Consider the following 24,952-nt stretch of genomic DNA (forward strand, 5'->3'; position numbering starts at 1 on the left):
GCCCACCCGTTCCCCGGCGCGCTACCAGGCAGCAGGAAGGACCGACCGTGACGGCCCGCCGAACGGTCGACGACACCCTGTCCGCCGGCACGCCCACGCCCGCCGGCCCCGACACCGCACCCGCCCGGGTGGGGTACGCGGCACTGCTGCGGACCCCCGGCGCCTGGACGTTCCTGGTCCCCGCCTTCGCCGCCCGGCTGCCCTACGCCATGCTGAGCCTGGGCATCGTGCTGCTCGTCCTGGACACCCACGGCTCGTACGGCACCGCCGGCGCGGTCGCCGCCGTCTCCGCCGTCGCCCAGGCCGTGATCGGCCCGCAGACCGGACGGCTCGCCGACCGCTACGGCCAGGCCGCGGTGCTGCTGCCCAGCGTCGCCGTGCACGCCGTGTCGGTGGCCGCGCTGATCGGCCTGGCACTGGGCCACGCCCCGGCCTGGGCGCTCTTCGCGGCCGCCGCCCCCGCGGGCGCCTCGGTGCCGCAGATCGGCGCCATGGTCCGGGCCCGCTGGGTCTCCCGGCTGTCGGACTCCCCGGCCACGCTGAACACCGCGTTCGCCTTCGAGTCGGTCACCGACGAGTTCACCTTCGTGGTCGGCCCGGTGCTGGCCACCGCCATCGCCACCACGGTCACGCCGTCCGCCGCGCTGATCGCCGAGGCCGCGCTGACCGTCGCCGGCGGCCTCGCCTTCGCCGCGCAGCGCCGCACCGCGCCGGTCCGCCACCCGCGCACCGCCGACGGCCGCGGGCCGTCCGCACTGTCCTCCCCCGGCGTCCGGCTGCTGGCCGGTGCCTTCCTCGGGGTGGGCACCGTCTTCGGCGCCATGCAGGTCTCGGTGACCGCCTTCGCCGAGTCGGTCGGCCGCGGCGGCGCCAGCGGCACCGTCTACGGCGTCTTCGCGGGCGGCTCGATGCTCGCCGGCGTGCTCTACGGCCTGATCGCCTGGCGCCGCTCGGCCCGCACCCGGATGCTCGGCTGCTACGCCCTGCTGGTGCTCGGCTGCTCGACCCTGTGGGCGATGCCGAACCTGACGGCGCTCTCGGTGGCCGGCCTGTTCTGCGGCCTGGCGATCGCGCCCACCCTGATCACCGGCTACACCCTGGTCGAGACGCTCGTCGCGGACGGCGCCAAGACCGAGGCCTTCACCTGGCTGACCGGCGCCATCGGCCTCGGCCTCGCGGTCGGCTCCACCGCCGCCGGGCAGCTCATCGACACGCACGGCCCGTCCGCCGGGTTTCTGGTGCCGGTGGTCGGCGCTGGGCTCGGCCTGGTCGCGCTGATCGCCCTGCGCGGGCTGCTGGTCGCCCCGCGGCCCGCCGCGCAGGCCGTCGCCACGTCGGCCGACCGGCCGGGTGCGGACGGCACCGACACCGCCCGACCCGTCACCGGGACGGCCCGGCCCGGCGCCGACGGCGTCGGGCCGCGGCAGCTCGTCGGTGCGGGGAGCGGGCGCTGAGGCCCGTGCCGCGGCAGCCCGGGCCCATCTCACACCCGGCATCGCTGGACTGTTCCAGCGGAATACCGCATCATTGACGATCGTTAGCACTCATCAGGCGAGAGTGCCAGGAGGAAGCAAGTGCCCACGTACCAGTACCAGTGCACCGAGTGCGGCAGCGGCCTGGAGGCGGTGCAGAAGTTCACCGACGAGGCGCTGACCACGTGCCCCGACTGCCAGGGAAAGCTCCGCAAGGTCTTCTCGGCCGTGGGCGTCGTGTTCAAGGGTTCGGGCTTCTACCGCACCGACAGCCGCTCCTCCTCCAGCAGCTCGGTGAGCTCGTCGAACTCGTCGTCGGGCTCGTCCACCGGCTCGTCGTCCTCGACGCCGGCCGCCGCGTCCACCGGCTCGACGGCGTCGGCACCGGCCGCCGGCTGAGTCCTCGCATCACGGTCTGAGCACCGCGGTCTGAGCATCGCGGTCGTCGGATCGCAGTCCGGGCATCGCGCAGGGCCCGGTGCCGCCCGCTCCGTTCTCGGGGCGGCGGCACCGGGCCCTTTGCGCGTCCACGCCGGGTCTCTTTCCACGGGCCGGCACGATCGGGCCGACATTCTCCGGTGATTTCCGGCATCGCGGGATGCCGATTCCCCCGTCCGGGTGAAGCGGGTTTTCCACAGCCCTGGTTTATCCACAGGAAAGCGGCGGGCAATTCCCGATGTGCCACGGTCAGCGCATTCTGGTGCCCGCGGGCCCGGCCGGGTCCGCGGACCGCCGACCGGAGGCCGCCGACACCGTGACCACCCACTTCGCTCCCCCGCCGCCGTGCTCCGTCCCGCCCCGCCGGAGCGTGCCCGACTTCCCGCCGATCCGCCGCGGCTCCGGTGGGCGCCACCGGCTGCAGCAGGCGGTACGGCACCGCCCGGGGGTGCTCGCCGCGGGGCTCATCGCCGCCGCGACCGCACTGGCCGCAGGCCCGCTCCGGCCCGGTCCGCCGCCGGTGGCCGCGGCCTCCACGACGGCCACCGAGCCGGGAGCCGCGTCCCGTTGCACGGGCGCCGCACCGCCCTTGCACTGATGCGCGACCCACGGTGATGCACATGAACCGGCGCGCCGAATTCCCGGACCGCCGATCCACTGTGGTGTCGTTGCGGGATGAAGGGCTTCAAGGAATTCCTGCTCCGCGGAAACGTCATCGATCTCGCGGTCGCCGTGGTGATCGGTGCGGCCTTCACGAACGTCATCAATGCGTTCGTGAAAGGCGTCATCAACCCGATCGTGGGCCTGTTCGGCACCAAGGACCTGGCGTCCTACCGGTACTGCCTCAAGGGCCCGTGCACGCTCGCTCCGGGATCTACATCCTCTGGGGCGAGGTGCTCAGCGCGGTCGTCCAGTTCCTGATCACGGCCGCGGTGGTCTGCTTCGTCTTCATCCTGCCGATGCTGCACTTCATGGCGAAGCGCAAGACCGCCCAGGACGAGGTCCTGGAGGCGGAGGCCCAGGAGGTCGTCCTGCTCAGCCAGATCCGCGACACCCTGGTGAGCCGGGGCTGACCGCGCAGATGTCCTCGGGGCGGCGCCTAATCCCCGTGGTGCGGCGGCCGCTGGCTCAGGTACCAGTCGAGCCCACGCGCGGGGCTGCCGCCGGGGCGCTCGCCCCAGCCCAGGTCGGTGTCGTCGCCGGTCTGCCGGTCCAGCGGATCGCCGAACACCAGCCGCGCCGCGGACGGCGCCTGCGGGGCCGGCTTCCCGTCCTGCCGCGCGTCGTTCTCGCCGGCCGGCTCTTCGCCCCGCCCGCCGGCCTGCTGCTCGTCCATCGTCCTGCCTCCAGCTCTCTCGCTCCCCAGCGTAGGGGCTTCCGGACGGCCGCCGGCCCCGGTCCGGGACACCGCCCGGACCGGGGCCGCAGTGGACCGCCGGGGCCCGTACCCGCCGACCGGTCAGGCGGCCTCGAAGCCCGCATGGTCGGCGATCTTCTTCAGCTCGGCCAGCGCGTGCTTCTCGATCTGGCGGATCCGCTCGCGGGTGAGCCCGTGCTGCTTGCCGACCTCGGTCAGCGTCCGCTCCCGGCCGTCCTCCATGCCGTACCGGGACCGGATGATCGACGCCGTCCGGTCGTCCAGCCGCCCGATCAGGTCGTCCAGCTCCTCGCGGCGGAGCATGACCATCACGGCGTCCTCCGGCGAGACCGCGCCGGTGTCCTCGACCAGGTCGCCGAACTGGGTCTCGCCCTCGTCGTCGACCGACATGTTCAGGCTCACCGGGTCGCGCGCCCAGTCGAGCACGTCCTTGATCCGCTCCTCCGTGGTGTCCAGCTCGGCCGCGATCTCGGCCGGGTCGGCCTCACGGCCGAGCTCCTTGGACTTCTCGCGCTGGACCCGGCGGATCCGCCCGAGCTCCTCCACCAGGTGCACGGGCAGCCGGATGGTGCGCGACTGGTCGGCGATCGACCGGGTGATCGCCTGCCGGATCCACCACGTCGCGTAGGTGGAGAACTTGAAGCCCTTGGCGTAGTCGAACTTCTCGACCGCCCGGACGAGGCCCGCGTTGCCCTCCTGGATGAGGTCCAGCAGGGGCAGGCCGCTGCGCGGGTAGCGGCGGGCCACCGCGACGACCAGCCGGAGGTTGGACCTGATGAAGACGTCCTTGGCCCGCTCCGCGTCCTCGGCTATCGCCTCCAGTTCCTCGCGCGTCACACCCTCGGGCAGGGCGCCATCGTCCAGCAGGTGCTGGGCGTACACACCGGCCTCGATGCGCAGGGAGAGTTGGACCTCTTCGGCGGCATCGAGCAGCGGCGTCCTGGCGATCTCGTCGAGGTACATGCCGACGAGATCGCGGTCGGCCTCAAGGTTGGTCGGCCGGGCCGAGCGAGTCCGGGCGGCCCTGTCGCGAACGACGGCACGAGTGGCCATGCTTGCTCCCTTGCTGAAGTGCCGGGTCTGGCGGCGCGGCTCGCGCGGGGCTGCGCTGCTCATACAGATGCGGGCCTCCTGGAGGCTCACACGTAACGATCCAACGCACAGAAATGGGACAACATTCCCAACTCATTCAGATTTTCGCGCCTCATGCAGTATCCTGCCGGATTTCACCCCGACGGTCGGCTCTCCGTCACCACCGGCCCACAGCGCGCGACGGGCGCGGACGCCGCCACCCCTTTCAACGAACGACACCTCCCGATCGCACCTTCTCCGCACAAAAGATGCCGAATCGCGATCGCGCCGGGTCCGCTCCGCACACCGCCACTGGGAAGGTGTCAGCCATGCACCCGTCCGCCGCTCCCGCCGCCCGTCGGCTCGTCGCCCGACACGCCCTGTGGGCGCTCGGTGGCACGCTGTTGTTCGGCGCGCTGCTCGGGCTGGTGGCGAGCGACTGGGGCCCGCTGATCCGGTTCGACGAGCACTGGATCGACTCCCTGCACGGCTATGCCCGCCGCCACACGGCGTGGACGGCGTCGATGCAGACGCTCGGCGACATCACCGGCACGGCCACCATGCGTGCACTGCTACTCGGTGCCGCGGTCTGGCTGTGGGCGATCAGGGCCCGCACGCTCGCCTCCTGGGCCGCCGTCCAGGCCGCCCTCGGCTGGGCACTGGCGATCGGCCTCGCGGACGCCGTCGGCCGGGCCCGCCCGCACTTCGCCGACCCGGTCGCGCACGCCGACGGCCCGGCCTTCCCCTCCGGGCACGCGATGGCCTCGGGGATCACCTGCGCCGCCCTGGTGGCCCTGGTCTGGCCGCTGGCCGGGCGGGCCGGCCGGATCTGGGCGGGGTGCGCGGCGGGGGTCGCCGTCCTGGCGGTCGGCTGGAGCCGGATCGCCGTGGGGGTGCACTGGCCGAGCGACGTCCTGGGCGGGTGGCTCGCCGCCGCCGCCCTGCTCGGCTGGGTGACGGTCGTCGTGGAGCTGTGGCGGCCCGGCGCCCTCGCCCGGGACTTCCGCCGGGTGGACCGCCGGACCAGGCCGCGCGTGCAGCGCGTCCTCGCCCGAGGCACACCACCGCCGGGCCGCGACGACGACGGGCTCGACGGTGACGGCGACGACGAGCGCGACCGCGACAGTGACGGCGACCGCGGCGAGGGCGGCCCGGCCGACCGCCGCCGGGGCCGCCGGGGCGGCTCCGGCACGGACGGGCCGGACACCGGGGGTGGGGACGACGACCCGGAGGACGGCGACGGCCGGTCCGCTCCCGGCGCCGCCCCGCGGTGGCGGACGAGGCGCGTGTCCACCACCGACGCCGCCGACATGCAGTGAGAAAGCTCACACGGTCGGGCGCCGCCCCCACGGCGAGGGGACATCGATGACGGTCGATCACTCCGAACGGATTGCAGCTGGCGCCGACATAACCGGACATAAGCCCGCAATCCATAACCCTTCGCGCCACAGCGCCCTTCCGGCCCCCGATATCCTCCGTGGACGCAGGGCTGTCGCCCGGGACACCGGCCTCCCCAGGGAGTGCCGCGGTTTGGCAGACTGCTCCGGTTGGGTGCACCTGTGCGGAGGCCCCACAGCCCCACCGCCCAGGCACCGAGTGACGGGGGTCCGATGACCATGAACACCACGGGTGAGTCCCCCGACTCGTACGCGCACCCGGACCCGCCGACCATGGCCCTGCGCAAGATCCCGGCGCAGCCGCCGGAGGCCGGACGCACCGGCGACCCGGCGCAGGCCGGGCACCCCGGCGCGGTCCCGCAGCCCGGCATCCCCGCCCAGCCCGGTACGCCGCCGCAGGCGCCCGCCACCGTGCCCGCGCAGCGCCAGGGCGAGGCCCCGGCCGCGCCCGCGGCCTCGGTCGGCCGCAGCGGGCTGATCATGGCTCTCGGCACGCTCTCCTCGCGTGCCCTCGGCTTCGTCCGCAGCGCGATGATCGTCGCCGCGCTCGGTGCCGCCGGCCTCGGCGACTCCTTCAACGTCGCCAACTCGCTGCCCAACGTCGTCTACATGATGCTCATGGGCGGCGTGCTGGCCTCCGTCTTCGTCCCGGAGCTGGTGCACGCCGCCCAGACGCACAAGGACGGCGGCGTCGCCTACACCGACCGGCTGCTCACGCTCTGCGGCACGATCCTGGTCGTGCTGACGGTCGGCGCGTGGCTGCTGGCCCCCTGGATCGTCGACCTCTACTCGAACTTCGACGGTGCGCAGCGCGACCTGACGATCGCCTTCGCCCGGTACTGCCTGCCGCAGATCCTCTTCTACGGCGTCTTCACCCTGCTCGGCCAGGTGCTCAACTCGCGCGACCGCTTCGGCGCGATGATGTGGACGCCGGTGCTGAACAACGTGGTGGCGATCGCCGTCTTCGGCCTCTACATCGTGGTCGGCAACGGCGCGGACAAGGCCGAGCAGATGACCTCGGGCCAGACGATGCTGCTGGGCCTCGGCAGCACGCTCGGCATCGTCGTCCAGGCCGTCGGCCTGCTGCCCTCGCTGCGCTCCTCGGGCTTCCGCTTCCGGCCCCGGTTCGACTGGCGCGGTGCCGGCCTGACCAAGCCGATCCGGGCCGCGAGCTGGGCGCTGCTGCTCGTCGTGGTCACCCAGCTGTCCTTCGCCGTGATCAGCCGGCTGAGCACGGGCGCCGGTGTCCGCGCGGCGAAGGAGGGCCTGGAGATGGGCCTCGGCAACTTCGCGTACACCAACGCCTATCAGCTGTTCGTCGTTCCGCAGGGCGTCATCACCATCTCGCTGGTGACGGCGCTGCTGCCGGGCATGTCCAGGGCCGCGACCCGGGGCGAGCTGACGAAGATCGGTTCGGACCTGGCGGGCATGCTGCGCTCCTCGGCCGCGATGATCGTCACGGCGACCGTGCTGTTCGTCGCGCTCGCGCCGCAGATCGCCGACATCGCCTACGGGCACGGCAAGGTCACCGCGGCGGACTCCTGGGTGATCGCCCAGGCGCTGATCGCCTTCGCGATCGGTCTGCCGGCCTTCTGCGCCCAGTACGCCCTCTCCCGCGGCTTCTACGCGATGGGCGACGCCAAGACCCCGTTCTGGCTGACGGTGGTGTCGACCTCGGTGAACTCCGGGCTGTCCGCGATGGCGTACTGGCTGCTGGGCCCGCGCTGGATCATCATCGGCATGGCCGGTGCGCAGAGCATCGCCTGCCTGGTCGGTGTCGGCCTGACCGGCTGGGCGCTGGGCCGCCGGCTGCGCAAGCCCGTGCCGGCCGCCGCCGTCACGGCCCCGGCCGCTCCGGACGCGACGATGGTGCTGGGCCTGCGCCGCGGCGGCAAGCCGCGCAGCGGTCTCGACGGCGGCTCGGTGATCGCGCTGCACCTGGCCGTCACGGCAGCCTGCCTGCCGGGCGCCGCGGCCGCGGTGTGGCTGGCGGGCCGGATCACCGACGCCACCGGCGGCGGCATGCTGAGCAGCGTCGTGGGCCTGGCGGCGGGTTCGCTGGCCGTTCTGGTCTCGTTGTTCGTGCTGGCGCGTCCGCTCGGCGCGGGCTCGGCCGTGGCGCCGTTCGCCCGCAAGCTCCGCATCCCGTACCCGGAGCCGGCCGCCGCCAACGGCAACGGCAAGCACCGCCGCTGAGGCGACGAGCGGTGAGGCGCCGAGCGTGAGGACGGGCCGGGTCGAGAGCTGACGGCCCGCCCGTCGGCGTGCCGCCGCTGCCTGTTCGGCGCAGCGGGGTTCGCCCCACCGGGTGGCCGACCGTTGCGCCGCGTCCCGCCGGTCCGTTGGAACAGGACGGACCCCGGTGGATGGTGAACGTCCCACCGGGTGCTAGCTTCGCGTCGCTCTCCGTGTGACGGCGCACCGGCGGAATGCCGCCGAGTGCCCGCGCGGCGGGCTCCAGATGGGTTCCGGTCCCCCCATGACCGGTACGGGCACGGGAAGGTCCGCAGACTCCGTTGACTGCCACACACAGAGCCGAGCGCGAGAGCGGCGGCGCCGCGCACAGACGCAAGCACCGGCTGCGGATACCGCTGGCGATCACCGCCGCGGTGGCCGCCTCCGCCACCGGCCTCGCCCTGCTGGCCGGGGCCGGTACGACGCCGGCCGCGGCGACCGCGGGCGCCGATGTCCTGCAGCGCCAGTTCGCCGACGCGGCCGCCGAGTTCAAGGTGCCGGCGAGCGTCCTGCTGGCGCTCTCGTACCAGCAGACCCGCTGGGAGTCGCACCACGGCGAGCCGAGCACCACGGGCAACTTCAGCGTGATGGGCCTGACGCAGGTCGACCCGGCGGCGGTGGCCAAGGCGATCGACGCCGGTCCCGGTCCCGAGGTGGACGGTCGGGGCGACGACGCCCCGGTGCGCAAGGACGCGCCGCCGGTCCAGGTCGAGGACACCCCGGCGCTGCACACCCTGGACCGCGCGGCGAAGCTCATCGACAAGCCGGCGGACAAGCTGAAGACGGATCCGCTGCAGAGCATCCGCGGCGCGGCCGCTCTGCTGGTGAAGTACCAGAAGGACGCCGGCCGGCCGCTGTCGAGCGACCCGGCGGCCTGGTTCACGGCGGTCTCCCGCTTCAGCGAGTCCCCGGCCGGGCAGGGCGGCGACGACTTCGCCGACCGGGTGCTCGGCACCGTCAAGGTCGGCGCCTCCCGGCTCACTTCGGACGGCCAGCTGGTCACCCTGGCCCCGGCCCCGGCCGTGACCGCGGGCGACTCGGCCGCGCTGCGGCTCAGCTCGGCCGACGGGCAGACGTCCGTTCCGGTCGCTCCGCCGGTGGCCAAGCGCCCGGCCGGCAAGCCCGCCAAGCCGGGCAAGTCCACGGGCAAGTCCACCGGCAAGGCCACGGCGACGCCGGGCTCCGGCACGGCGGGCGGGGGCACCGCCTCCCGTGGCGCCACCACCGGCTCCCGCACCACCCTGGCGTCGTACAGCGGTGTTCAGGCGTCCGGCCTGCCCGCCTCGGGTGCGCTCACCGCGGACGCGCCCGGCCCGGTGGAGTGCCCGGCCGGTCTCGGCTGCGACTTCCAGCCCGCGGCGTACGCGCTCACCAACGCCTCGGACCCGACGTCCTTCGGCAACTACACGGTCGCGAACCGCCCGGCCGACGGCCAGCGGATCGACTACATCGTCATCCACGACACCGAGGGCGGCTTCGCGGGCTCGATCGCGACCTTCCAGAAGCCGACCACGCAGGCCAGCGCGCACTACATCGTGCGGTCCTCGGACGGCCACGTCACGCAGCTGGTGAACACCAAGAACGTCGCGTGGCACGCCGGCAACAAGACGCTCAACATGCACAGCATCGGCATCGAGCACGAGGGCTACGCCTTCCCGGCGAACAACGCGACCTGGTACTCGGAGCAGCTGTACCAGTCCTCGGCCTCGCTGACCCGCTACCTGGCGGACCGCTTCGGCGTGCCGCTGGACCGGCAGCACATCATCGGCCACGACGACGTGCCCGGCCCGCGCCAGCAGGACATCGCCGGCATGCACTGGGACCCGGGCACGTTCTGGGACTGGAACCACTACATGGACCTGGTCGGCGCGCCCGTCCGGGCCAGCACCGGCGGTCCGATCCTGGTCGGCGGCAAGGTCACCATCGCCCCGGCCTTCGACTCCACCAACATGCCCCCGGTGGACAACACCTCGGCCCGCCCGGAGAACTTCGTCTACCTGCGGACCTCGCCGAGCGACAGCGCGCCGCTGATCGGCGGCGGCACGACCCAGGCCGCCAGCTGGAAGGCCAAGGCCGTCGCCGGCACCAGCTACGTGGTCGCGGACCAGCAGGGCGACTGGACGGCGATCTGGTACGGCAGCGTCAAGGGCTGGTTCTACAACCCGAACGGCCAGAGCGCCGCGGCGGACAACCGCGCCGGGCAGACCGTGCTCGTCCCGAAGGCCGGCCAGTCGTCGATCCCGGTGTACGGGCGGGCGTACCCCGAGCGCGCCGCGTACACGCCGTACCCGGCCATCGCCGCGATCTTCGACTCGGGCAACCTCGCCCCGGTGGCCTACACGGCGACGATCCCGGCCGGCCAGGCGTACCTGGCGGCGGCCGACCAGCCGGTGTACGGCGACTACTACTACGCGCAGAACATCAACGGTGACGCGCCGAACGACCGCACCCTGGTGGTCGGCAACGACACCTACTACCCGATCCGGTACAACCACCGGCTCGCGTTCCTGAAGTCGACCGACGTCGACGCGGTCACCGCGACCACGCCCGCGCCGGGCGGCTACACGCCGGTCACGCCGACGCGCCTGCTGGACACCCGGTCCGGCCTCGGCGCGGCCAAGGCCAAGGTCGGCCCCGGCGGCACCGTTCCGCTGCAGGTCACCGGCGGCTCCACGGGTGTCCCGGCGAGTGCCACCGCGGTGATCCTCAACGTGACGGCGGTCGCGCCGAGCGCGGGCAGCTTCGTCACGGTGTACCCGGACGGCCAGCCGCGGCCGGTCGCGTCCAACCTCAACTTCACCGCCGGTCAGACCGTCCCGAACCTCGTGGTGGTGCCGGTCGTCAACGGCCGGGTGAACCTCTACAACCGGGCCGGCAGTGTGGACCTGCTCGCCGACGTGTCGGGCTACTACGCGCCGGACGGCGGGGCGAAGCTCACCACCATGACGCCGACCCGCCTGCTCGACACCCGTAACGGCACCGGTGCCGCGCAGGCCCCGGTCGGCCCGGGCGGCACCCTCGACCTGACGCTGACCGGTGTCCCGGCGGACGCCACCGGCGTGGTGCTGAACGTGACGGCCACCGGCCCCACCGCGGACAGCTTCGTCACCGTCTACCCGACCGGCAGTGCGCTGCCCGTGGTGTCGAACCTGAACTTCCGTGCGGGGCAGACCATCCCGAACCAGGTGATCGTCCCGATAGCCGACGGCAAGGTCAGCCTCTACAACCGGGCCGGCAACGTCGACCTGGTCGCCGACATCACCGGCTACTACTCGCCGGGCGGCGCCGCGAAGTTCACCAGCACCGGCCCGAGCCGCCTGCTGGACACCCGGACCGGCACCGGCACGGCGACCGGCAAGGCGGCACGCCTCGGCCAGGACTCGACGCTGACGCTCACCGTGGCCGGACGGGCCGGTCTGCCGACCACCGGCGTGACGGCGGTCGTCCTCAACGTCACCGCCGTACAGCCCTCCGCGGGCGGCTACCTGACCGTCTTCCCGGCGGGCACCGAGCGCCCGGGTGTCTCCAACCTCAACTTCACCGCGGGCCAGGTGATCCCCAACCTGGTGGTCGTCCCGGTGAAGGACGGCAAGGTCTCCTTCTACAACCGGTTCGGCAGCGTCGACCTGGTGGCCGACATCACCGGCTACTACACCGGCTGATCGCCGGGGTCGGACGACAGAACGGCCGTGGCCCGGCCCCCGCAGTGGGGGCCGGGCCACGGCCGTTCGCTGTGCCCGGTCAGTGCGCGTAGTAGCCGTTGACGTCGGCGATCACGTCCACGTTCGCCACGCTGCCGTTGTAGAGGGCGATCTGGCCGGCCTCGTCGGTGGCGACCACGGCGGCGTTCGGAATCGTCTGGTCCTTCACCCAGTTGAGGTTGGAGACCGTCGGACGGGCGCTGCCGTTGGGGTGGATCGTCAGGAAGCCGGCGGCCGCCGTGTTGGTCACGGTGACGTTCATGGAGACCGCGGTGCCGCCCTCGATGGCCCGCAGGTTCAGCGTCTGCCGTCCGCCGATGGGCGCGGCCGGCTTCCACTCCCCGACGCCGCTGGCGAACCACGGCTGGCGGGTGTCGATCACCCGGGTGGGCGCCGAGGCGTGGAACATGTCGCCGCCGGAGGCCGTGTAGTAGCCCGCGAGGTCGGCGATCACCTGGACGGTGCCCTTGCCGCCGCCGCTGTACAGCGAGACCTTGCCGTCCTTCACCGGTACGGTGACCAGGTTCGGGATGGTCTGCCCGGCACTCCAGTTGATGTTGGAGGTGGTCGGGCGGGTGTCGCCGTGCGGGTAGACGGTCAGGTAGCCGGGCCCGGTGGGCTCGGTGACCGTGACGTTGAGCGTCACCGCGCGGACGTCCGCCGGCAGGCCGGGAAGCTGGAGGTCCAGCGTCGAGTCCGCCGCCAGCGGTGCCTTCGGGGCGCCGATCGCGCTGCGGGTGTCCAGGAGGCGCTCGGGGTTCTTCGGGGTGAAGCCGCTGCCCTGGGTGGAGAAGTAGCCGAACAGGTCGGCCACCACGTGCACCGTGCCCGCGCTGCCGTTGTAGAAGGCGACCTTGCCGTCCTTGACCTGAACGGTCACCAGGTTGGCGATCGTCAGACCCGACGTCCAGTTGAGGCTGGAGGCGGTCGGACGGGCTTCGCCGTGCGGGTAGACGGTCAGGAAGCCGGGACCGGTGGGTGCGGTGACGGTGACGTTCATGGTCACCGCGGTCACGCCGTCCGCCGGAACGCCGTTGAGGCCGGTGACGGGCAGTTCGACGGTGCCTCCGGGTGCCACGGCCGTGGTGCCCCCGACGCCGACCGCACTGCGGGTGTCGAACAGCCGGACCGGGCCGGTCGGGGTGTACCGGGTACCGAAGTTCGTCAGCTCGGTGGCACCGCGGTCGCGGCGGCCGGAGCCGGTACCGGTGTCGGGTGCCCACGGGTCGTCGACCGCGCGGGTTCCACCCATGTCGGTGTCCTGCATGCCGGGCGCGTTCTCGTCGGCCGAGTCGACCAGCGGCGAATCGAGCTGGCCGGAGTCGCCCGTCCAGTTGTGCATCTCGACGGAACCGATGACGTCGTGGTCGCCCTGGCCGGAGGCGGCGGCGAAGGCCTTGACGTCGTCGTAGGCGGTGCCCTTCCAGTTGTAGGCAGGGCTGCCGTCCTGGGCGTCGAAGGCGTTGTAGGCGACCTTGGCGCCCTCGGCCGCCTCTGCGGCCACCCGCAGCCCGACGAACGTGGACGCCTCCGAGCAGAGCGGGTTGAGGTGGTTGTCCGCGTCGGCGGTCGACAGCACGTTGTTCTCGACCACCGCTCCGGTGGCGGCACCCGTGAGCTGGACGGCGTCGTTGCAGTGCGCCGCCAGCGTGTTGCCGACGATCACGGTGCCGGGCGCGCCGTTCACGACCACGGCCGGGTTGGAGCTCGTCGAGACGGAGTTGGCGGAGATGACCGTGCCCGTGACACCGGGGCCGACCTCGACCAGCCCGCCGAGACCCGGGACACGGTTGCGCAGCAGCGACACCCCGGACGCGGCACCGGAGATCCGGACCGCCGGGTTGCCCGGCACCGGGCTGCCGCTGAGCGTGTTGTCGGAGACGGTGACGTCGGACGCGCCGTTCACCAGCACGGCACCGTTGTTGCCGAGCAGGTCCAGGTTCTTGAGGCGCACGTGCTGGACGCCGGAGAGCGTGAAGGCGTGCGGCAGCTGGCCGAAGGACTGGCCGACCGTCGAGGTCTCGCCGTAGGGCGCGGTCGGGCCGCCGACACCGAGGAAGGTGATCGGCGCCTCGGCGGTCCCCGAGCGGGTGAGATTCACGTGCTCGGGGTAGTTGCCCTTGGCGATGCTCACGGTCTGGCCGGGCTGGACCTTCGCCGCGGCCGCGGCGACCGTGCAGAACGGCTGGGCCGCGGTGCCCTGGCCGGAGTTCGAGCAGTGCGCCCCGGACGCGTTGTTGACGTAGAGGGTGCCGGACGCGGCCGACGCCCCGGTGGCACCGACCGCCGGGAGTCCGGCCGCGCCGATGATCGCGGCGCCCGTCAGGATGCCAAGTCGTGTTCTGATGATGCCCCCCAAGGGCTCAACGAAGTGTGCGAAGCGGGCCGGAGCGCAGAACAAGCGCTCGAACGAACCGCGTGCGGATCATTCCACACCGCTCCGAACCCCGACCAGGGGGTATCCGCACACACCGCCCGCCGCTCCCAAGGCTCCTGCGCCGACGAATCACCCACCCCGGACAAACCGGAAGAGCCGCACCCACATGTGGGTCACGACGCCCCGACCTGCCCTCCTCCACGACGACGAAAGGGCCGGCTTCCGAGGATCGTCCTCGTGAGCCGGCCCCGGAGAGCTGCGGTGCTGTGCCCCAGGCAGATCTGAACCTGCGACATCAAAATTAGGAGAACAGTCGTCAGACCTCCGGCCTGACCTGCGACATCACCAGGTGGGCAGTTCAGGCCCTCTCCCCCGCCGCAAGCCGCAACTCCCCGCGGCTCCCCGCGGCTCCCCGCCCAACATGGCACGACTGCGGCACGGCAGCGAGCTCCGTGTAATCTGCCCATGCCCTGCGTCGGCCGGCGACTGCAACCCACAGCTCCGGCCCGTTGTGGAGGGGACCAGCCCGTTCGAGCCAGGCCAGGGGGGTCTATCCATCGGCGATCGACCGCATAGCCGGTGGCGCGGTGGCCTCTTCGTCCCGAAGCAACCCGGGCGCTCGGGTGATGTGGGGGTGCAGTGCCGCTGACCTGTGTGAACGATCCCTCGACGTCCGCGGTTGTCCGCCGGCGTCCGGAGCCGTTGTCACGCAGTTAGACACTCAGACCTGCATCCACGTGCCGCAGACCAGCTAGATGCGAACTATCGGCGGGATGGTCGCTGGGAGCCTCACAGGCTGGTCAACGCGGCCATGGGCGCCTTGTGAAGTCAGCTGCGGTTGCGGTGGTTGCGGTGCTCCGCTGCCGTACAGCACAAGCTTGAACGTGACCGGCCGCCCGACCTGCGGACCTCTGTCACCGGTTGTCCGTGGTTGTCCGCTGGAGCCCCTGGCGTTGCCGTCAGAATCCCCTTTCGCGCACTGGCCACGTTGGAGATGATCACGGCCATGGACTCTCACCCCTCTATCTACGAGGCGCGCTACGGCTGGCACCGCCGCTCCGTCGTTGGGGCGCTCCTCAGCCTCCTTCCCACTGCCCTCGCCATCACCCTGCATGAACCGACGTGGTTCATCGGGTTGATCGCGCTCACTACAGGCGGCATCGGCTTCGTCGCGACGGCTGTGGTGGCCAGCAGCCGTCGCGTCGCCGTAAGGATCGATCACCGCGGAGTCACGTTGGGTCGCGTGCCACTACCAACCGGCTCCCGTACGCAGACCGTTCCATGGGAGAACATCGAGGGGATCCGCGTGTGGCACCTTCGAATGGGCGACAGCATGAGGTCAAGGGGACAGTACATAAGCCTTCAGCGAAGCGCCGGATCGCCACCCCTCGTCGGCCATCCGGACTACCTTCGCCCGAAGACTGTGGCAGCAGAGCTTCCGCCAGCAAGTAAGAAGCTGTCGTGGGCCGAGCTGGACCCCGTGCGTCTCCAGGCTGCAGTCACGGCCTTCGCGCCAGGGGTGCGTTTGGTCATAGAGAGCTGACGCAGCACCCGTGTCAGAGCCAATGCACGCGGGTGGCGGAGTCTCAATGACCGAAGTCAAGCTGACCAGTCCAGTCAAGCCCTGAGCTTGGGAATCTCGCCCACTGATCAACCGTCAAACGGCTTTGCCCTGCCGTTACGTCGCATACAGGGCATCCCCTGCCGTGCTGGACCACCCTCGCCCTCGCGACCGCCGCGGCCCTGGCCCTCGGCGCGGCCGGCCGGCAGGCCGACCGGCCCCTGATCGACCGGGCGGTCGCGGCGACGAAGGTGCAGCGCCTGACCTCGGACATCGTGGTGCGGGCACTCGGCGCGATGGGCATCGCCGAGATCAACAAGGCGATGGCCAAGGGCGGCGACGGGATCAAGTTCGTCGCCCCGATCACCCGCGACGGCAACGGCTGGCACGCCGACATCAACCTCCCGTACGGCGTGACGGCGATCGACATCATCGACAAGCGCGACCGCCTCGCCTCGGGACTTCGCCGCCCGCTGGGGTGCGTGTGGCCGGAGCCGGTCCACGACCAGCACGCCGGCCGCCTCATGCTGTGGGTCGGCGACCAGGACATGTCCCAGACCAAGGCCCCCGCCTGGCCGCTCGCCACCGCCGGAACGATCAGCCTGTTCAAGCCGCTGCCGTTCGGCACCGACCAGCGCGGCCGCTCCGTCAGCATGCTGCTGATGTTCGCGAACGTGCTGATCGGCGCCATGCCCCGGTTCGGCAAGACCTTCGCCCTCCGCGTCCTGATGCTCGCCGCGGCGCTCGACCCGAGCGCGGAGCTGCACGTGTGGGAGCTCAAGGGCACCGGCGACCTGGAGGACGCCGCCAAGGTCGCCGCCGACTACGGGTCCGGCGCCGACGACGAGACCATCGAGGGCGCCGTCGGCTCGCTCCGCTACGTGCACAAGGAGCTGGAGCGCCGCGCCGCCGTGATCCGATCGCTGCCGAAGGAACGCCGCCCGGAGAACAAGGTCACCCCGGAGCTGGCCGCCGACCGGAAGCTCGGCCTGCACCCGCTGGTGCTGATCATCGACGAGTGCCAGGAGCTGTACTCCCACGACACCTTCGGCAAGGAGGCCGGCACCCTCTCGGAGGCCATCATCAAGCGCGGCCCCGCCATGGGCGTCATCCTGCTGCTCGCGACCCAGCGGCCCGACGTGAAGTCCCTGCCGTCCGGGGTCAGCGCGAACGTGGGCATCCGGTTCTGCCTGCGGGTCATGGGCCAGACCGAGAACGACATGGTCCTCGGCACCAGCTCCTACAAGAACGGGTTGCGGGCCACGTCGTTCACCGCGAACGACAAGGGCATCGGCTACCTGGTCGGCGCCGCCACCGACGCGCAGATCGTCCGCTCCTACTACCTCGACGGCCCGGCCGCCGGCCGCATCATGGACCGCGCCCGCGCCGCCCGCATCGTCGCCGGCACCCTCACCGGTGTCGCGGCGGGCGAGACCCCGGAGCGCGCGAAGAACACCGGCGGGATCCTGGACGACCTGGTCAGCATCTGGCCGGCGGGGGAGGCCAAGGTGTGGTCCGAGACCCTGGTCGCCGCGCTCGCCGCCCTGGACGAGGACCGGTACGGCGGGTGGGAGGCCGACCAGCTCGCCGCCGCCCTCAAGCCGTACGGCGTGGAGACGGTGCAGATCTCCCGCCGGGTCGACGGCCGGCAGACCAACCGGCGCGGCGTGGAGCGCGACCGCATCACGGATGCCATCACGCGCCGTGACGGACAGCGGTCCGCCTGACCGCCAGCAACGGTGCTACCGGTAGCGGGTGGGTCCGCTACCGGTAGCACCCCCGCTAGCACCCCATCCGTGTCCTGAGCTGGCCGCTAGCGGATAGCGGCCCACCTGCGCAAACCCCCGAAACCGCCCCGGGAGGCCCCTCCATGACCCCCACCGTCCTGGCACTCGCCTGCCTACTATCCGTCACCCTGTGTTACTGCCTGGTGTGCTGGGTGAGCCCGTTCGGCCGCTGCCGCACGTGCACCGGCACCGGCCTGCTCATGCCCACCGGCCATGCCCACCGGCCGCATCCCGCGCCGCCCGAAGCCCTGCCGACGCTGCCAGGCCACCGGCCGGCGACTGCGGATCGGCCGCCGCCTGCACAACCACGCCACCGCTACTCGCACCGTCGCCCGCCGCATCCGCGACGACGCCCACCGCTAACCGCGCACCGCCCCGAGAGGAGAACCACCGTGCTCGTCACCGTGTCCGCCGCGCTCCTGATGGCCGCCGGCGCCGGAGCGCTCCTGTACTTCCGCCGCCTCGGCTTCGGCGCCGCCGCCGTCGTGTGGCTGTCCGGCTTCACCGCCGCCTCCACCGGCCTCGCAGGTCCCCGTGAACGCCCTGCTCACCGCCGCCGTCCACGCGCTCAGCAACCGGTAGCGGCGGGCCGGTTCACTTCCGGGCCTTGGTGGCCGCGGCCAGGCCGCAGCACACCCCGACCACCGCCGGTCCGGCGATTCCGCGGACCGCGTCGCCCTGGCCGAGCCAGCTAAGCACCGCGAACACCGCGCCGCCGACCACGCACGTCACCAGGACCGTTCTCACCACTCGCATGCGCGCACCCTAACCACCCGCGGCCCGGCCCCGGCCGGGCGGCCCCGTGGAAGGACCGACCCCGCCATGACCCACCCCGCGATCCGGCCGCTCGCGGCCGTCCACCTCCGCGAAGCCCTCACCGCCGCCGCCGACCACCAGCCCGCCGCCGCCCTCGCCGCCCTGATGCACATCGACAACGAGTCCTGGCAGGCCATCACCGGCCGCCTCGCCCTGCTCGGCACCGACCTGCTCGACGTCCTCGCCACCACCACGAACGGAGGCACCACCCCGTGAACACCGCCGACCTGGTCACCGCCGCCGTCCTGTTCGACCCCGGCATCGCCGGCACCGCCGCCTACCTCCACACCCAGCGCGGCTGGCGCACCGACTCCGCGGCCGTCCGCACCGTCCTCGCCGAATCCGCCGCCCACCGCGCCGCCGCCGACAACGGCACCCCGCCGCAGGGCGGCGAGCCCGCCCCCGAGGCGGCGCCCGTGGAGCCGGTGCAGCTCGCCACCGTCCTGCCCTTCCCCACCACCGACCGCCGCGCCGCCTGACCCCAGACAGGGAGAACACCGCCATGGCCAAGAAGGACCCGCGCACCTACCTCGACCCGCGGCAGATGGGCGCCGACAACCTCACCGACGCCGCCCGCCTGTTCCTCATCGGGGTGCGCGTCGTGCGCGCCGAGAACCGCGGCAAGTCCACCGCCCGCCTGGAGGCCCGCGCCGACCGCATCCAGAACGAGGCCATCGCCCGCTGGGACGCCAAGTACGGCAACCCCGCGACTGACCCGCGATGGCCGAGCCCGTCCTCGACTGGCGCGACGCCCACCACTACGACCGCACCACCGACAAGCCCTGCCGGTGGTGCGGTCGCCTCACCCCGCTCCGCGACGACAACCGGCGCGCGGCGCACAAGGTCTGTGCCGAGCAGCATGCCGACGCTGGGCTGGCCAGGTCAGTCGAAGAGTTCGAGGCGGGCCCGCTCGGCGGCGTTGAGCTCGTCGAACACGCTTCGCAGTCCAGCCCCGGCCGGGTTGTCGTCTGCCAGCAGGCCGGCGCGGTCGGCGCGGATGACCGCTACGTCGTGACTGTCAATCAGCGCCGAGATGCCGCGGCTCCCGAAGGTGTCCCACAGCGCGTTCAGGTTCGCCCCCTGCCACTCGGGAAAGGCCCGCGGCTCGACCGTCAGGATCACGTCCACAAAGTCGCGGAGGGAGTCAATTCGGTGCCCCCGCACATCGATCACCAGTTCGCTCTCTTCCATGACCACAACCTAGCCACCAAGGAGGACACGCCCATAACCATTTGGGACCGTGCGCTGGCCGCTGCCCACCACGCCGCCGCCCGAGACTTCGCCGTCTTCCCGCTTGCGAGGTCGAAGCGGCCGGCGATCCCCAGCCCCCATCCGCCCGGCCGCGAGCGCGACACCTGCCGCGCCGCCTGCGGCCGGCCGGGGCACGGCGTCCATGACGCCACCACCGACCACGACCGCATCGACGCCCTGTTCGCCAAGGCCCCGTGGGCAACCGGCTACGGCATCGCCTGCGGACGGGCCCCACACCACCCGGTTGGCCTCGACCTCGACCGAAAGAACGGCCTCGACGGCGTCACCGACCTCGCCCAACTCACACTCGAACTCTCATTCGAACTTCCGTCGACCGCCACCGTGGCCACGCCCTCCGGCGGGCTGCACCTGTGGCTGTCCGCCCTGCCCGGCGCGGTGTTCCCCAACTCGGTGGGGAAGGTGGCGCCGGGAATCGACGTCCGCGGCCCGGCCGGTTACCTGGTCGGCCCCGGCTCCCTCGGCGAGGTCGGCCGGTACGTGTTCGCGCCCGGCACCGACCCGAACACCATCGCCCCGTGCCCGCCCGCTCTGCTGGCCCTGCTCACGCCCCCGTCCGCACCCGCGGCCGTCGCAACGGTGCAGCCGGCGCGGGTGCACCACCAGAGCGCCTACGCCCGGGCCGCGATCGAGGGCGAGGCCGCCAAGGTCCGCGCCCAGAGCAGGCCCGGCCGGTCGAAGCGACTGTTCGCCTGCTCCGCCACGCTCGGCCGCCTCATCGCCGCAGGCACCGTCGCCGAGGACGCCGCCTACGACGAGCTGCTGTCCGCCGCGCTAGCGACCGGCCTCGACCACAGCGAATGCGCGGCGACCATCCGGCGCGGCTTCGCCAAGGGCGCCCGCCACCTGCGGCCCGCAGCCTGGCCTGCCGCCCCTGCCAGGGGGAGGCCAGGGAAAGCCGCCTTCCCTGGCCTCCCCCTCACCTGCACCTGCCCACCCTGACCCGCCGTGGTCGGTGGCCCTCACAACCCCTCAGACCCCGCACCCGCAGCGCAGAGAGGAACCGCCCGTGTCCATCCCCGCCGGCCCGTCTGACGGCCCGTATGACAACGTCACCAGCCTGTTCGGCGAGGACTGGGACAAGCTGGAGCCCCCGCCGGAGACCACGGACGCGTGGACGCCCCTGTGCCGCTCGGGCAGGCCCGCGCGCTGCCGCTCTTCCCGACCGAGGCCCTGCCCGCGTGGCTCGGTGAGATGGTCGCCGCCGCCGCGGAGGAGACCCAGACCCCTGCCGACCTCGCCGGATGCATGGCCCTCGCCGCCCTGTCCACAGCCTGTGGAGGGCGGGCCGTCGTCGCGGTGCGCGGCCGGTGGCGCGAGCAGGTGAACCTGTTCACCGTCGTCGCCCTGCCCCCGGGCAATCGCAAGTCCGCGATCGTCTCCGAGATGACCCGCCCCCTGCTCGCGGTCGAGAAGGCCCTGATCGAGCAGCACGCCGCGGTGCGGGCCGAGGCCGAGACCACCGCCAAGCTGGCCCGGGTCGCCGCCGAGAAGGCCGCCGCCAAGGCCGCGAACGCCGCCCCGGACGAGCGCGACGCCCTCACCGCCGAGGCCATCGACCTCGCCCAGGCCGCCGATACCACCGCCGTTCCGGCCCGCCCGCAGCTGGTCGCCGACGACGTCACCCCGGAGGGGCTGGCCACGCTGCTGGCCGAGCAGGGCGGCCGGATGGCCGTCATCTCCGCCGAGGGCGGCATCTTCGACATCATCGCCGGCCGCTACTCCGGCACCCCCAACCTGGAGGTGTTCCTCAAGGGCCACGCCGGGGACATGCTTCGCGTCAACCGGCAGGGCCGCGACTCCCAGTTCCTCGAAGCCCCCGCCCTCACCATGGGCCTGGCCGTGCAGCCCTCGGTGTTCCGCGACATCGCCAAGGCCAAGGGCTTCGGCGACCGTGGCCTGCTCGCCCGATTCCTCTACGCCCTGCCCCGCTCCATGGTCGGATTCCGCAACCTCACCCCCGACCTGATCCCCCCCCGCACGTCGCCGACGCCTACGCCCGGACCCTGACCGCCCTCGCCCTGGCCATGGCCGGCTGGACCGACCCGGCCGTCCTCACCCTCAGCCCCGAGGCCGACGCCGCCCTGCTCACCCACCAGCGCCGCACCGAAACCGCCCTGCGGCCCGGCGGACCGCTCGCCCACATCGACACCTGGGCCGGAAAGCTCGACGGCGCCGTGTGCCGTATCGCCGGCCTGCTCCACCTCGCCACCCACCCCACCGACGGCTGGACCCGCCCCATCACCGCCGACACCCTCACCCGGGCCTGCCGCATCGGCGACTACTTCACCGCCCACGCCCTCGCCGTCTTCGACGCCATGGGCAGCGACGCGGCCCTCGCCAAGGCCCGCACCGCCCTCGCCTGGCTCGCCGCCAACCCCCGCGAGTCCATCAGCCGCCGCGAGCTGTTCAACGCCCTGCCCCGCGCGGACTTCCCCACCGTCGCCGACCTCGACCCCGCCCTCGCCTTGCTGGAAGACCACGGTTGGATCCGCCAGACCGAGGCCCCCAAGCGCACCGGCCGCGGCGGCCGGCCACTGTCCCCGCGCTACCAGACCCACCCCACCGTCACCCACCCCGGAGCCTGACCAGCCCGGAAACCCACCGCAGAACCCGCAGAACCTGCAAAACCCCGTCGTACCCCACCCGACCTGCACAAACGCGCAGGCCACCCGCTCCCGCAAAACCTTCGGAAACTCCCGCAGAACCCCACCGCCCCGAACTCACAGGCCAGGGCCCGGAGGTTTTGCGGAGTTTCCGGAGGTTTTGCGGAACCCAAGATCAACCGCAAACCCACAGCTCAGAACCCCTCTCGGGAGGTTTTGCAGGTTCGGCGGGTTCTGCGGCGCCCCTCTGCCACTCCGTCCGCGCTCTGGAGGCTCAACCGATGGCGACCGCCACGCCCAAGAACCGCCGTGCGGCCCGCACCACCCGCGACGACCGGCCGCAGCCGCCGGACCGGCTGCTGAACGTCAAGGAGGTCGCCAAGCTGCTCGGCACCTGGGAAACCAGCGGCGAACGCTACCCCGTCGGCTGATCGAGGAACGCCGCATCACCTACGTCAAGGTCGGCCGACTCGTCCGCATCCCGGAGTCCGCCGTCATCGAGCTCATCGCCGCCAACACCGTGCAGCCCATCGCAGCCCGCCGCCCCAACCGCAGGAGCGCCGCCTGATGCCCAAGAACACCCGCCGCCGCTTCGGCGCCGTCCGCCAACTCCCCTCCGGGCGCTGGCAGGTCCGCTACTACGACCCCGTGACGGGCCAGCGCAGGCCCGACGAGAAGACGTACGCCACCAAGACCGACGCCGAGGTCAGGCTCAGCCAGATCGAGGCCGACATCAGCCGCGACGTGTGGTCCGACCCCGACGCGGGGTGCGTGAACTTCGGCGAGTACGCAGAGCGTTGGCTCAGGGAGCGGAAGCTGGAGGAGACCACCCGGGAGCGCTACGAGACGGTCCTCCGCCTCCACATCGCGCCGGTCCTGGGCGGGAGGTTCGTCTCCGAGATCACCGCGCCGCGCGTGCGGTCCTGGCGTTCCGGGCTGCTGGAGTCGGTCGGTGAGCCGACCGTGGTCAAGGCGTACCAGATGCTGCGAGCCATCATGAACACCGCTGTGGACGACGAGCTGATCAAGCGCAATCCGTGCCGGATCAAGGGCGCCGACACCTACGACGTGCCGGAGCGGCCCGTGCTCACGGTGCAGGAGGTGTTCGCCGTCGCGGACGCCATCGGCACGCGCTGGCGGGCCCTGGTGCTGCTGACCGCGTTCACCACGCTCCGCTTCGGCGAGCTGGCGGCGCTCCGCCGACGGGACGTCGACCTGGAGGAGCGGCTCGTCCGAGTGCGCCGGAACCAGGCCGAGCTGTACAGCGGTCGGCTGCTCGACAAGGCGCCGAAGAGCGCGGCGGGCTTCCGGCCGGTGGCCTTCCCGAGCCAGATCGTGCCGGACCTGGCCCGCCACCTGGAGACGTTTTCCGGGCCGGGGGCGGACGGGCACCTGTTCCTCGGTCCGCGCGGCGGGCAGCTCCGCCGGAGCAACTTCCGGGAGGACTGGGTGAAGGCGAAGGCCAAGGCCGGTGTCAGCGAAGACGTGCACTTCCACGATCTGCGGCACACCGGGAACACCATCGCCTCGCAGAACGGCGCGAGCACCCGGGAGCTGATGACGAGGATGGGGCACAGCACCACGCGGGCCGCGCTGATCTACCAGCACATGACCAGCGACCGTGACCGGGCCATCGCCGACAGGATGGGTGAGGCCGTCCACCGGGCGCTCGGCGAGCGGGGTTCGTCGGCACCCGGCGACAAGTGATCTGGCCATCTGCCAGGCGATATTGACCGGCGCGGTTGAACGCCGATCGGTACGGTCCCCTCATGGAAAATCTGCCCGAGAGCGTGGACCGCCACATTCTGGACCACCAGATCATCCGTGCGCTCAAGGCGATCAGAGACGCGTCCGGCTGCACGCTCCACGAAGCGCTCGACGTGTTCGCGCTGCGGTACGAGGAACTCCGCCGTGACCGGCCGGACGACTTCCGGGTGAGCCGCGAGGAGTATGGCCGCAACGTCTACACCTGACCGGTCAGCTCCGACAGCCGGGGCTACGGGCACGGATGGGGCACGGCAGGACTAGCGGCGCGGCACGACGAAGGCCCAGGTCGGAGGGATGCTCCCTCTGGCCTGGGCCTTTTCGTGTTTCCGGTGCTGTGCCCCAGGCAGGATTCGAACCTGCGACACCGGCTTTAGGAGAGCCGTGCTCTATCCCCTGAGCTACTGAGGCGGGGCCTGCCGAGTGCCTGCGCGGGGCGGGCGGTGTTCGGCCGACGGCAGACAGACTAGCGGATACGGCGCTCGGCGATCGTGTGCGGCGGCAGGTCCCGGGGGCGGGGACCAGCTGTTCCTGGTCGGCCGTGATGTCCGGGTTGGCAGCCGATGGATGGATACGTACAGATCATCCGACGGGAGGGCGCCGGGCCGGTACCGGGCCTGGTCGCGGCCGGCAGCGGCCTGGAACGGGATGGTGGTCGGCCCGGCCGTCTCCTCCTTACCTGTCGGCCGGGGTCCGCCTGCGACAGGTCTTCGTCCGGAGGGCACGGCGGCCGCACACGTCCTCTTCGCGGGCGAGTGTCCGGTCCCGGCGGCCTGTGTCGGTGACGAGAGGCGCGTCTGGGTCGTTACATCGGCACGGGCGACGATCCGTACGAGCGGTTCCCGGCCGGACAGGCCCGGGCCCTCCGGGCCGCGTTCGTCCCGGCCGAGGTCCGGCACAGTCCCGGGCTGACGGTGTCGCTGCTGGTCCGCCGCCCGGCGGCCGAGGCGGCACCCGCGCCGGGCCATCCGTGCCCCGCTGCCGATCGAAAGGCTGTGCCGTGACTGCCCCTGAGGAGACCACCTTCGCCGATCTCGGCAGGGTGCTGGTGATCATCCCGACCTACAACGAGGCCGAGAA

At 72.3% G+C, this 24,952-nt stretch carries 20 protein-coding genes, 1 tRNA gene and 2 pseudogenes; 17 read left to right on the top strand and 6 right to left on the bottom strand.

The features are described 5' to 3' along the window. Positions 1-77: 77 nt before the first annotated feature. From AB0P35_RS17130 to mscL, 3 genes and pseudogenes are all read left to right on the top strand, one after another. Complete coding sequence (locus tag AB0P35_RS17130) at positions 78-1,454, top strand: MFS transporter (protein ID WP_363511449.1); 1,377 nt, start codon at positions 78-80, stop codon at positions 1,452-1,454. A 120-nt stretch (positions 1,455-1,574) separates the two neighbouring features. Beyond that, positions 1,575-1,871 (top strand): FmdB family zinc ribbon protein, encoded by a 297-nt coding sequence (locus AB0P35_RS17135; protein ID WP_095873477.1) that lies wholly within the window; start codon positions 1,575-1,577, stop codon positions 1,869-1,871. 714 nt (positions 1,872-2,585) lie between these two features. After that, positions 2,586-2,983, top strand: a pseudogene (gene mscL, locus AB0P35_RS17140) (large conductance mechanosensitive channel protein MscL). A gap of 26 nt (positions 2,984-3,009) precedes the next feature. On the opposite strand, the gene AB0P35_RS17145 reads toward mscL, so the two are convergent. After that, entirely contained in the window at positions 3,010-3,246 is a 237-nt protein-coding gene (locus tag AB0P35_RS17145) for a hypothetical protein (protein ID WP_363511407.1), read from the bottom strand. Between the two features lie 123 nt (positions 3,247-3,369). Further along, positions 3,370-4,341, bottom strand: a complete 972-nt coding sequence (locus AB0P35_RS17150; protein ID WP_095873480.1) for a sigma-70 family RNA polymerase sigma factor — start codon at positions 4,339-4,341, stop codon at positions 3,370-3,372. A 347-nt stretch (positions 4,342-4,688) separates the two neighbouring features. Here AB0P35_RS17150 and AB0P35_RS17155 point away from each other — a divergent pair, with 347 nt between their 5' ends. The 3 genes from AB0P35_RS17155 to AB0P35_RS17165 all read left to right on the top strand — a co-directional run bounded on the left by AB0P35_RS17155 (position 4,689) and on the right by AB0P35_RS17165 (position 11,653). Further along, positions 4,689-5,678 (top strand): phosphatase PAP2 family protein, encoded by a 990-nt coding sequence (locus AB0P35_RS17155; protein ID WP_363511409.1) that lies wholly within the window; start codon positions 4,689-4,691, stop codon positions 5,676-5,678. Positions 5,679-5,969: 291 nt separating this feature from the next. Further along, positions 5,970-7,952, top strand: coding sequence for a murein biosynthesis integral membrane protein MurJ (gene murJ, locus AB0P35_RS17160; RefSeq protein WP_363511411.1), 1,983 nt, complete (start codon positions 5,970-5,972; stop codon positions 7,950-7,952). Between the two features lie 320 nt (positions 7,953-8,272). Next, entirely contained in the window at positions 8,273-11,653 is a 3,381-nt protein-coding gene (locus tag AB0P35_RS17165; RefSeq protein ID WP_363511413.1) for an N-acetylmuramoyl-L-alanine amidase, read from the top strand. Between the two features lie 79 nt (positions 11,654-11,732). On the opposite strand, the gene AB0P35_RS17170 is transcribed toward AB0P35_RS17165, so the two are convergent. Continuing rightward, positions 11,733-14,051, bottom strand: a complete 2,319-nt coding sequence (locus AB0P35_RS17170) for a right-handed parallel beta-helix repeat-containing protein (protein WP_363511415.1) — start codon at positions 14,049-14,051, stop codon at positions 11,733-11,735. Between the two features lie 1,024 nt (positions 14,052-15,075). Between AB0P35_RS17170 and AB0P35_RS17175 the strand changes: the two genes are divergently transcribed. From AB0P35_RS17175 to AB0P35_RS17185, 3 genes are all read left to right on the top strand, one after another. Continuing rightward, positions 15,076-15,612, top strand: coding sequence for a hypothetical protein (locus AB0P35_RS17175; RefSeq protein ID WP_363511417.1), 537 nt, complete (start codon positions 15,076-15,078; stop codon positions 15,610-15,612). A gap of 269 nt (positions 15,613-15,881) precedes the next feature. Then, positions 15,882-17,357 carry a hypothetical protein gene (locus tag AB0P35_RS17180; RefSeq protein ID WP_363511419.1) on the top strand — a complete coding sequence of 492 codons (1,476 nt, stop codon included), beginning with the start codon at positions 15,882-15,884 and terminating at the stop codon, positions 17,355-17,357. Positions 17,358-17,630: 273 nt separating this feature from the next. Next, positions 17,631-17,780 carry a hypothetical protein gene (locus AB0P35_RS17185; protein ID WP_363511421.1) on the top strand — a complete coding sequence of 50 codons (150 nt, stop codon included), beginning with the start codon at positions 17,631-17,633 and terminating at the stop codon, positions 17,778-17,780. A 231-nt stretch (positions 17,781-18,011) separates the two neighbouring features. Here AB0P35_RS17185 and AB0P35_RS17190 read toward each other — a convergent pair whose 3' ends face one another. Beyond that, positions 18,012-18,173 carry a hypothetical protein gene (locus AB0P35_RS17190; RefSeq protein ID WP_363511423.1) on the bottom strand — a complete coding sequence of 54 codons (162 nt, stop codon included), beginning with the start codon at positions 18,171-18,173 and terminating at the stop codon, positions 18,012-18,014. Between the two features lie 66 nt (positions 18,174-18,239). Between AB0P35_RS17190 and AB0P35_RS17195 the strand changes: the two genes are divergently transcribed. Then, a complete protein-coding gene (locus AB0P35_RS17195) occupies positions 18,240-18,449 on the top strand; it encodes a hypothetical protein (protein WP_363511425.1) in 210 nt (69 codons plus the stop codon). Continuing rightward, complete coding sequence (locus tag AB0P35_RS17200; protein ID WP_363511427.1) at positions 18,446-18,712, top strand: hypothetical protein; 267 nt, start codon at positions 18,446-18,448, stop codon at positions 18,710-18,712. Before AB0P35_RS17195 ends, AB0P35_RS17200 begins: the two co-directional genes overlap by 4 nt. A 403-nt stretch (positions 18,713-19,115) precedes the next feature. Here the strand turns inward: AB0P35_RS17200 and AB0P35_RS17205 are convergent, their stop codons facing one another. Continuing rightward, a complete protein-coding gene (locus tag AB0P35_RS17205) occupies positions 19,116-19,424 on the bottom strand; it encodes a barstar family protein (protein ID WP_363511429.1) in 309 nt (102 codons plus the stop codon). Here AB0P35_RS17205 and AB0P35_RS17210 point away from each other — a divergent pair. The 6 genes and pseudogenes from AB0P35_RS17210 (at position 19,386) to AB0P35_RS17235 (ending at position 24,081) form a co-directional block, all read left to right on the top strand. After that, positions 19,386-20,444: a bifunctional DNA primase/polymerase gene (locus AB0P35_RS17210; RefSeq protein WP_363511431.1), complete on the top strand. Its 1,059-nt coding sequence runs from the start codon at positions 19,386-19,388 to the stop codon at positions 20,442-20,444. The two genes, AB0P35_RS17205 and AB0P35_RS17210, sit on opposite strands and share 39 nt — an antisense overlap. Positions 20,445-20,750: 306 nt before the next feature. Beyond that, positions 20,751-22,090 (top strand): annotated as a pseudogene (locus AB0P35_RS17215) (YfjI family protein). A gap of 299 nt (positions 22,091-22,389) precedes the next feature. After that, positions 22,390-22,539, top strand: a complete 150-nt coding sequence (locus AB0P35_RS17220; protein WP_363511453.1) for a hypothetical protein — start codon at positions 22,390-22,392, stop codon at positions 22,537-22,539. Beyond that, the gene (locus AB0P35_RS17225; protein WP_363511451.1) at positions 22,539-22,676 is read left to right on the top strand and encodes a hypothetical protein; all 138 of its coding nucleotides are present in this window, start codon (positions 22,539-22,541) and stop codon (positions 22,674-22,676) included. The genes AB0P35_RS17220 and AB0P35_RS17225 overlap by 1 nt, the downstream gene beginning before the upstream one ends. Next, positions 22,676-23,815 carry a site-specific integrase gene (locus AB0P35_RS17230; protein WP_363511433.1) on the top strand — a complete coding sequence of 380 codons (1,140 nt, stop codon included), beginning with the start codon at positions 22,676-22,678 and terminating at the stop codon, positions 23,813-23,815. The genes AB0P35_RS17225 and AB0P35_RS17230 overlap by 1 nt, the downstream gene beginning before the upstream one ends. A 62-nt stretch (positions 23,816-23,877) precedes the next feature. Further along, the gene (locus AB0P35_RS17235; protein WP_363511435.1) at positions 23,878-24,081 is read left to right on the top strand and encodes a hypothetical protein; all 204 of its coding nucleotides are present in this window, start codon (positions 23,878-23,880) and stop codon (positions 24,079-24,081) included. 129 nt (positions 24,082-24,210) lie between these two features. Here AB0P35_RS17235 and AB0P35_RS17240 read toward each other — a convergent pair. Then, positions 24,211-24,283 (bottom strand) — tRNA-Arg (locus AB0P35_RS17240). Positions 24,284-24,952 lie beyond the last annotated feature (669 nt).

This window comes from Kitasatospora sp. NPDC085879 (assembly GCF_040686255.1).
Classification (GTDB): Bacteria; Actinomycetota; Actinomycetes; order Streptomycetales; family Streptomycetaceae; genus Kitasatospora.

What these genes read in the sequence shown, in the direction of transcription:
- AB0P35_RS17155 (WP_363511409.1), top strand. Translation starts at nt 4,689, where the DNA reads ATGCACCCGTCCGCCGCTCCCGCCGCCCGTCGGCTCGTCGCCCGACAC.
- AB0P35_RS17150 (WP_095873480.1), bottom strand. Translation starts at nt 4,341, where the DNA reads ATGGCCACTCGTGCCGTCGTTCGCGACAGGGCCGCCCGGACTCGCTCG.
- AB0P35_RS17230 (WP_363511433.1), top strand. Translation starts at nt 22,676, where the DNA reads ATGCCCAAGAACACCCGCCGCCGCTTCGGCGCCGTCCGCCAACTCCCC.
- AB0P35_RS17235 (WP_363511435.1), top strand. Translation starts at nt 23,878, where the DNA reads ATGGAAAATCTGCCCGAGAGCGTGGACCGCCACATTCTGGACCACCAG.
- AB0P35_RS17195 (WP_363511425.1), top strand. Translation starts at nt 18,240, where the DNA reads ATGACCCACCCCGCGATCCGGCCGCTCGCGGCCGTCCACCTCCGCGAA.
- AB0P35_RS17205 (WP_363511429.1), bottom strand. Translation starts at nt 19,424, where the DNA reads ATGGAAGAGAGCGAACTGGTGATCGATGTGCGGGGGCACCGAATTGAC.
- AB0P35_RS17175 (WP_363511417.1), top strand. Translation starts at nt 15,076, where the DNA reads ATGGACTCTCACCCCTCTATCTACGAGGCGCGCTACGGCTGGCACCGC.
- AB0P35_RS17185 (WP_363511421.1), top strand. Translation starts at nt 17,631, where the DNA reads ATGCCCACCGGCCGCATCCCGCGCCGCCCGAAGCCCTGCCGACGCTGC.
- AB0P35_RS17220 (WP_363511453.1), top strand. Translation starts at nt 22,390, where the DNA reads ATGGCGACCGCCACGCCCAAGAACCGCCGTGCGGCCCGCACCACCCGC.
- murJ (WP_363511411.1), top strand. Translation starts at nt 5,970, where the DNA reads ATGACCATGAACACCACGGGTGAGTCCCCCGACTCGTACGCGCACCCG.
- AB0P35_RS17190 (WP_363511423.1), bottom strand. Translation starts at nt 18,173, where the DNA reads ATGCGAGTGGTGAGAACGGTCCTGGTGACGTGCGTGGTCGGCGGCGCG.
- AB0P35_RS17145 (WP_363511407.1), bottom strand. Translation starts at nt 3,246, where the DNA reads ATGGACGAGCAGCAGGCCGGCGGGCGGGGCGAAGAGCCGGCCGGCGAG.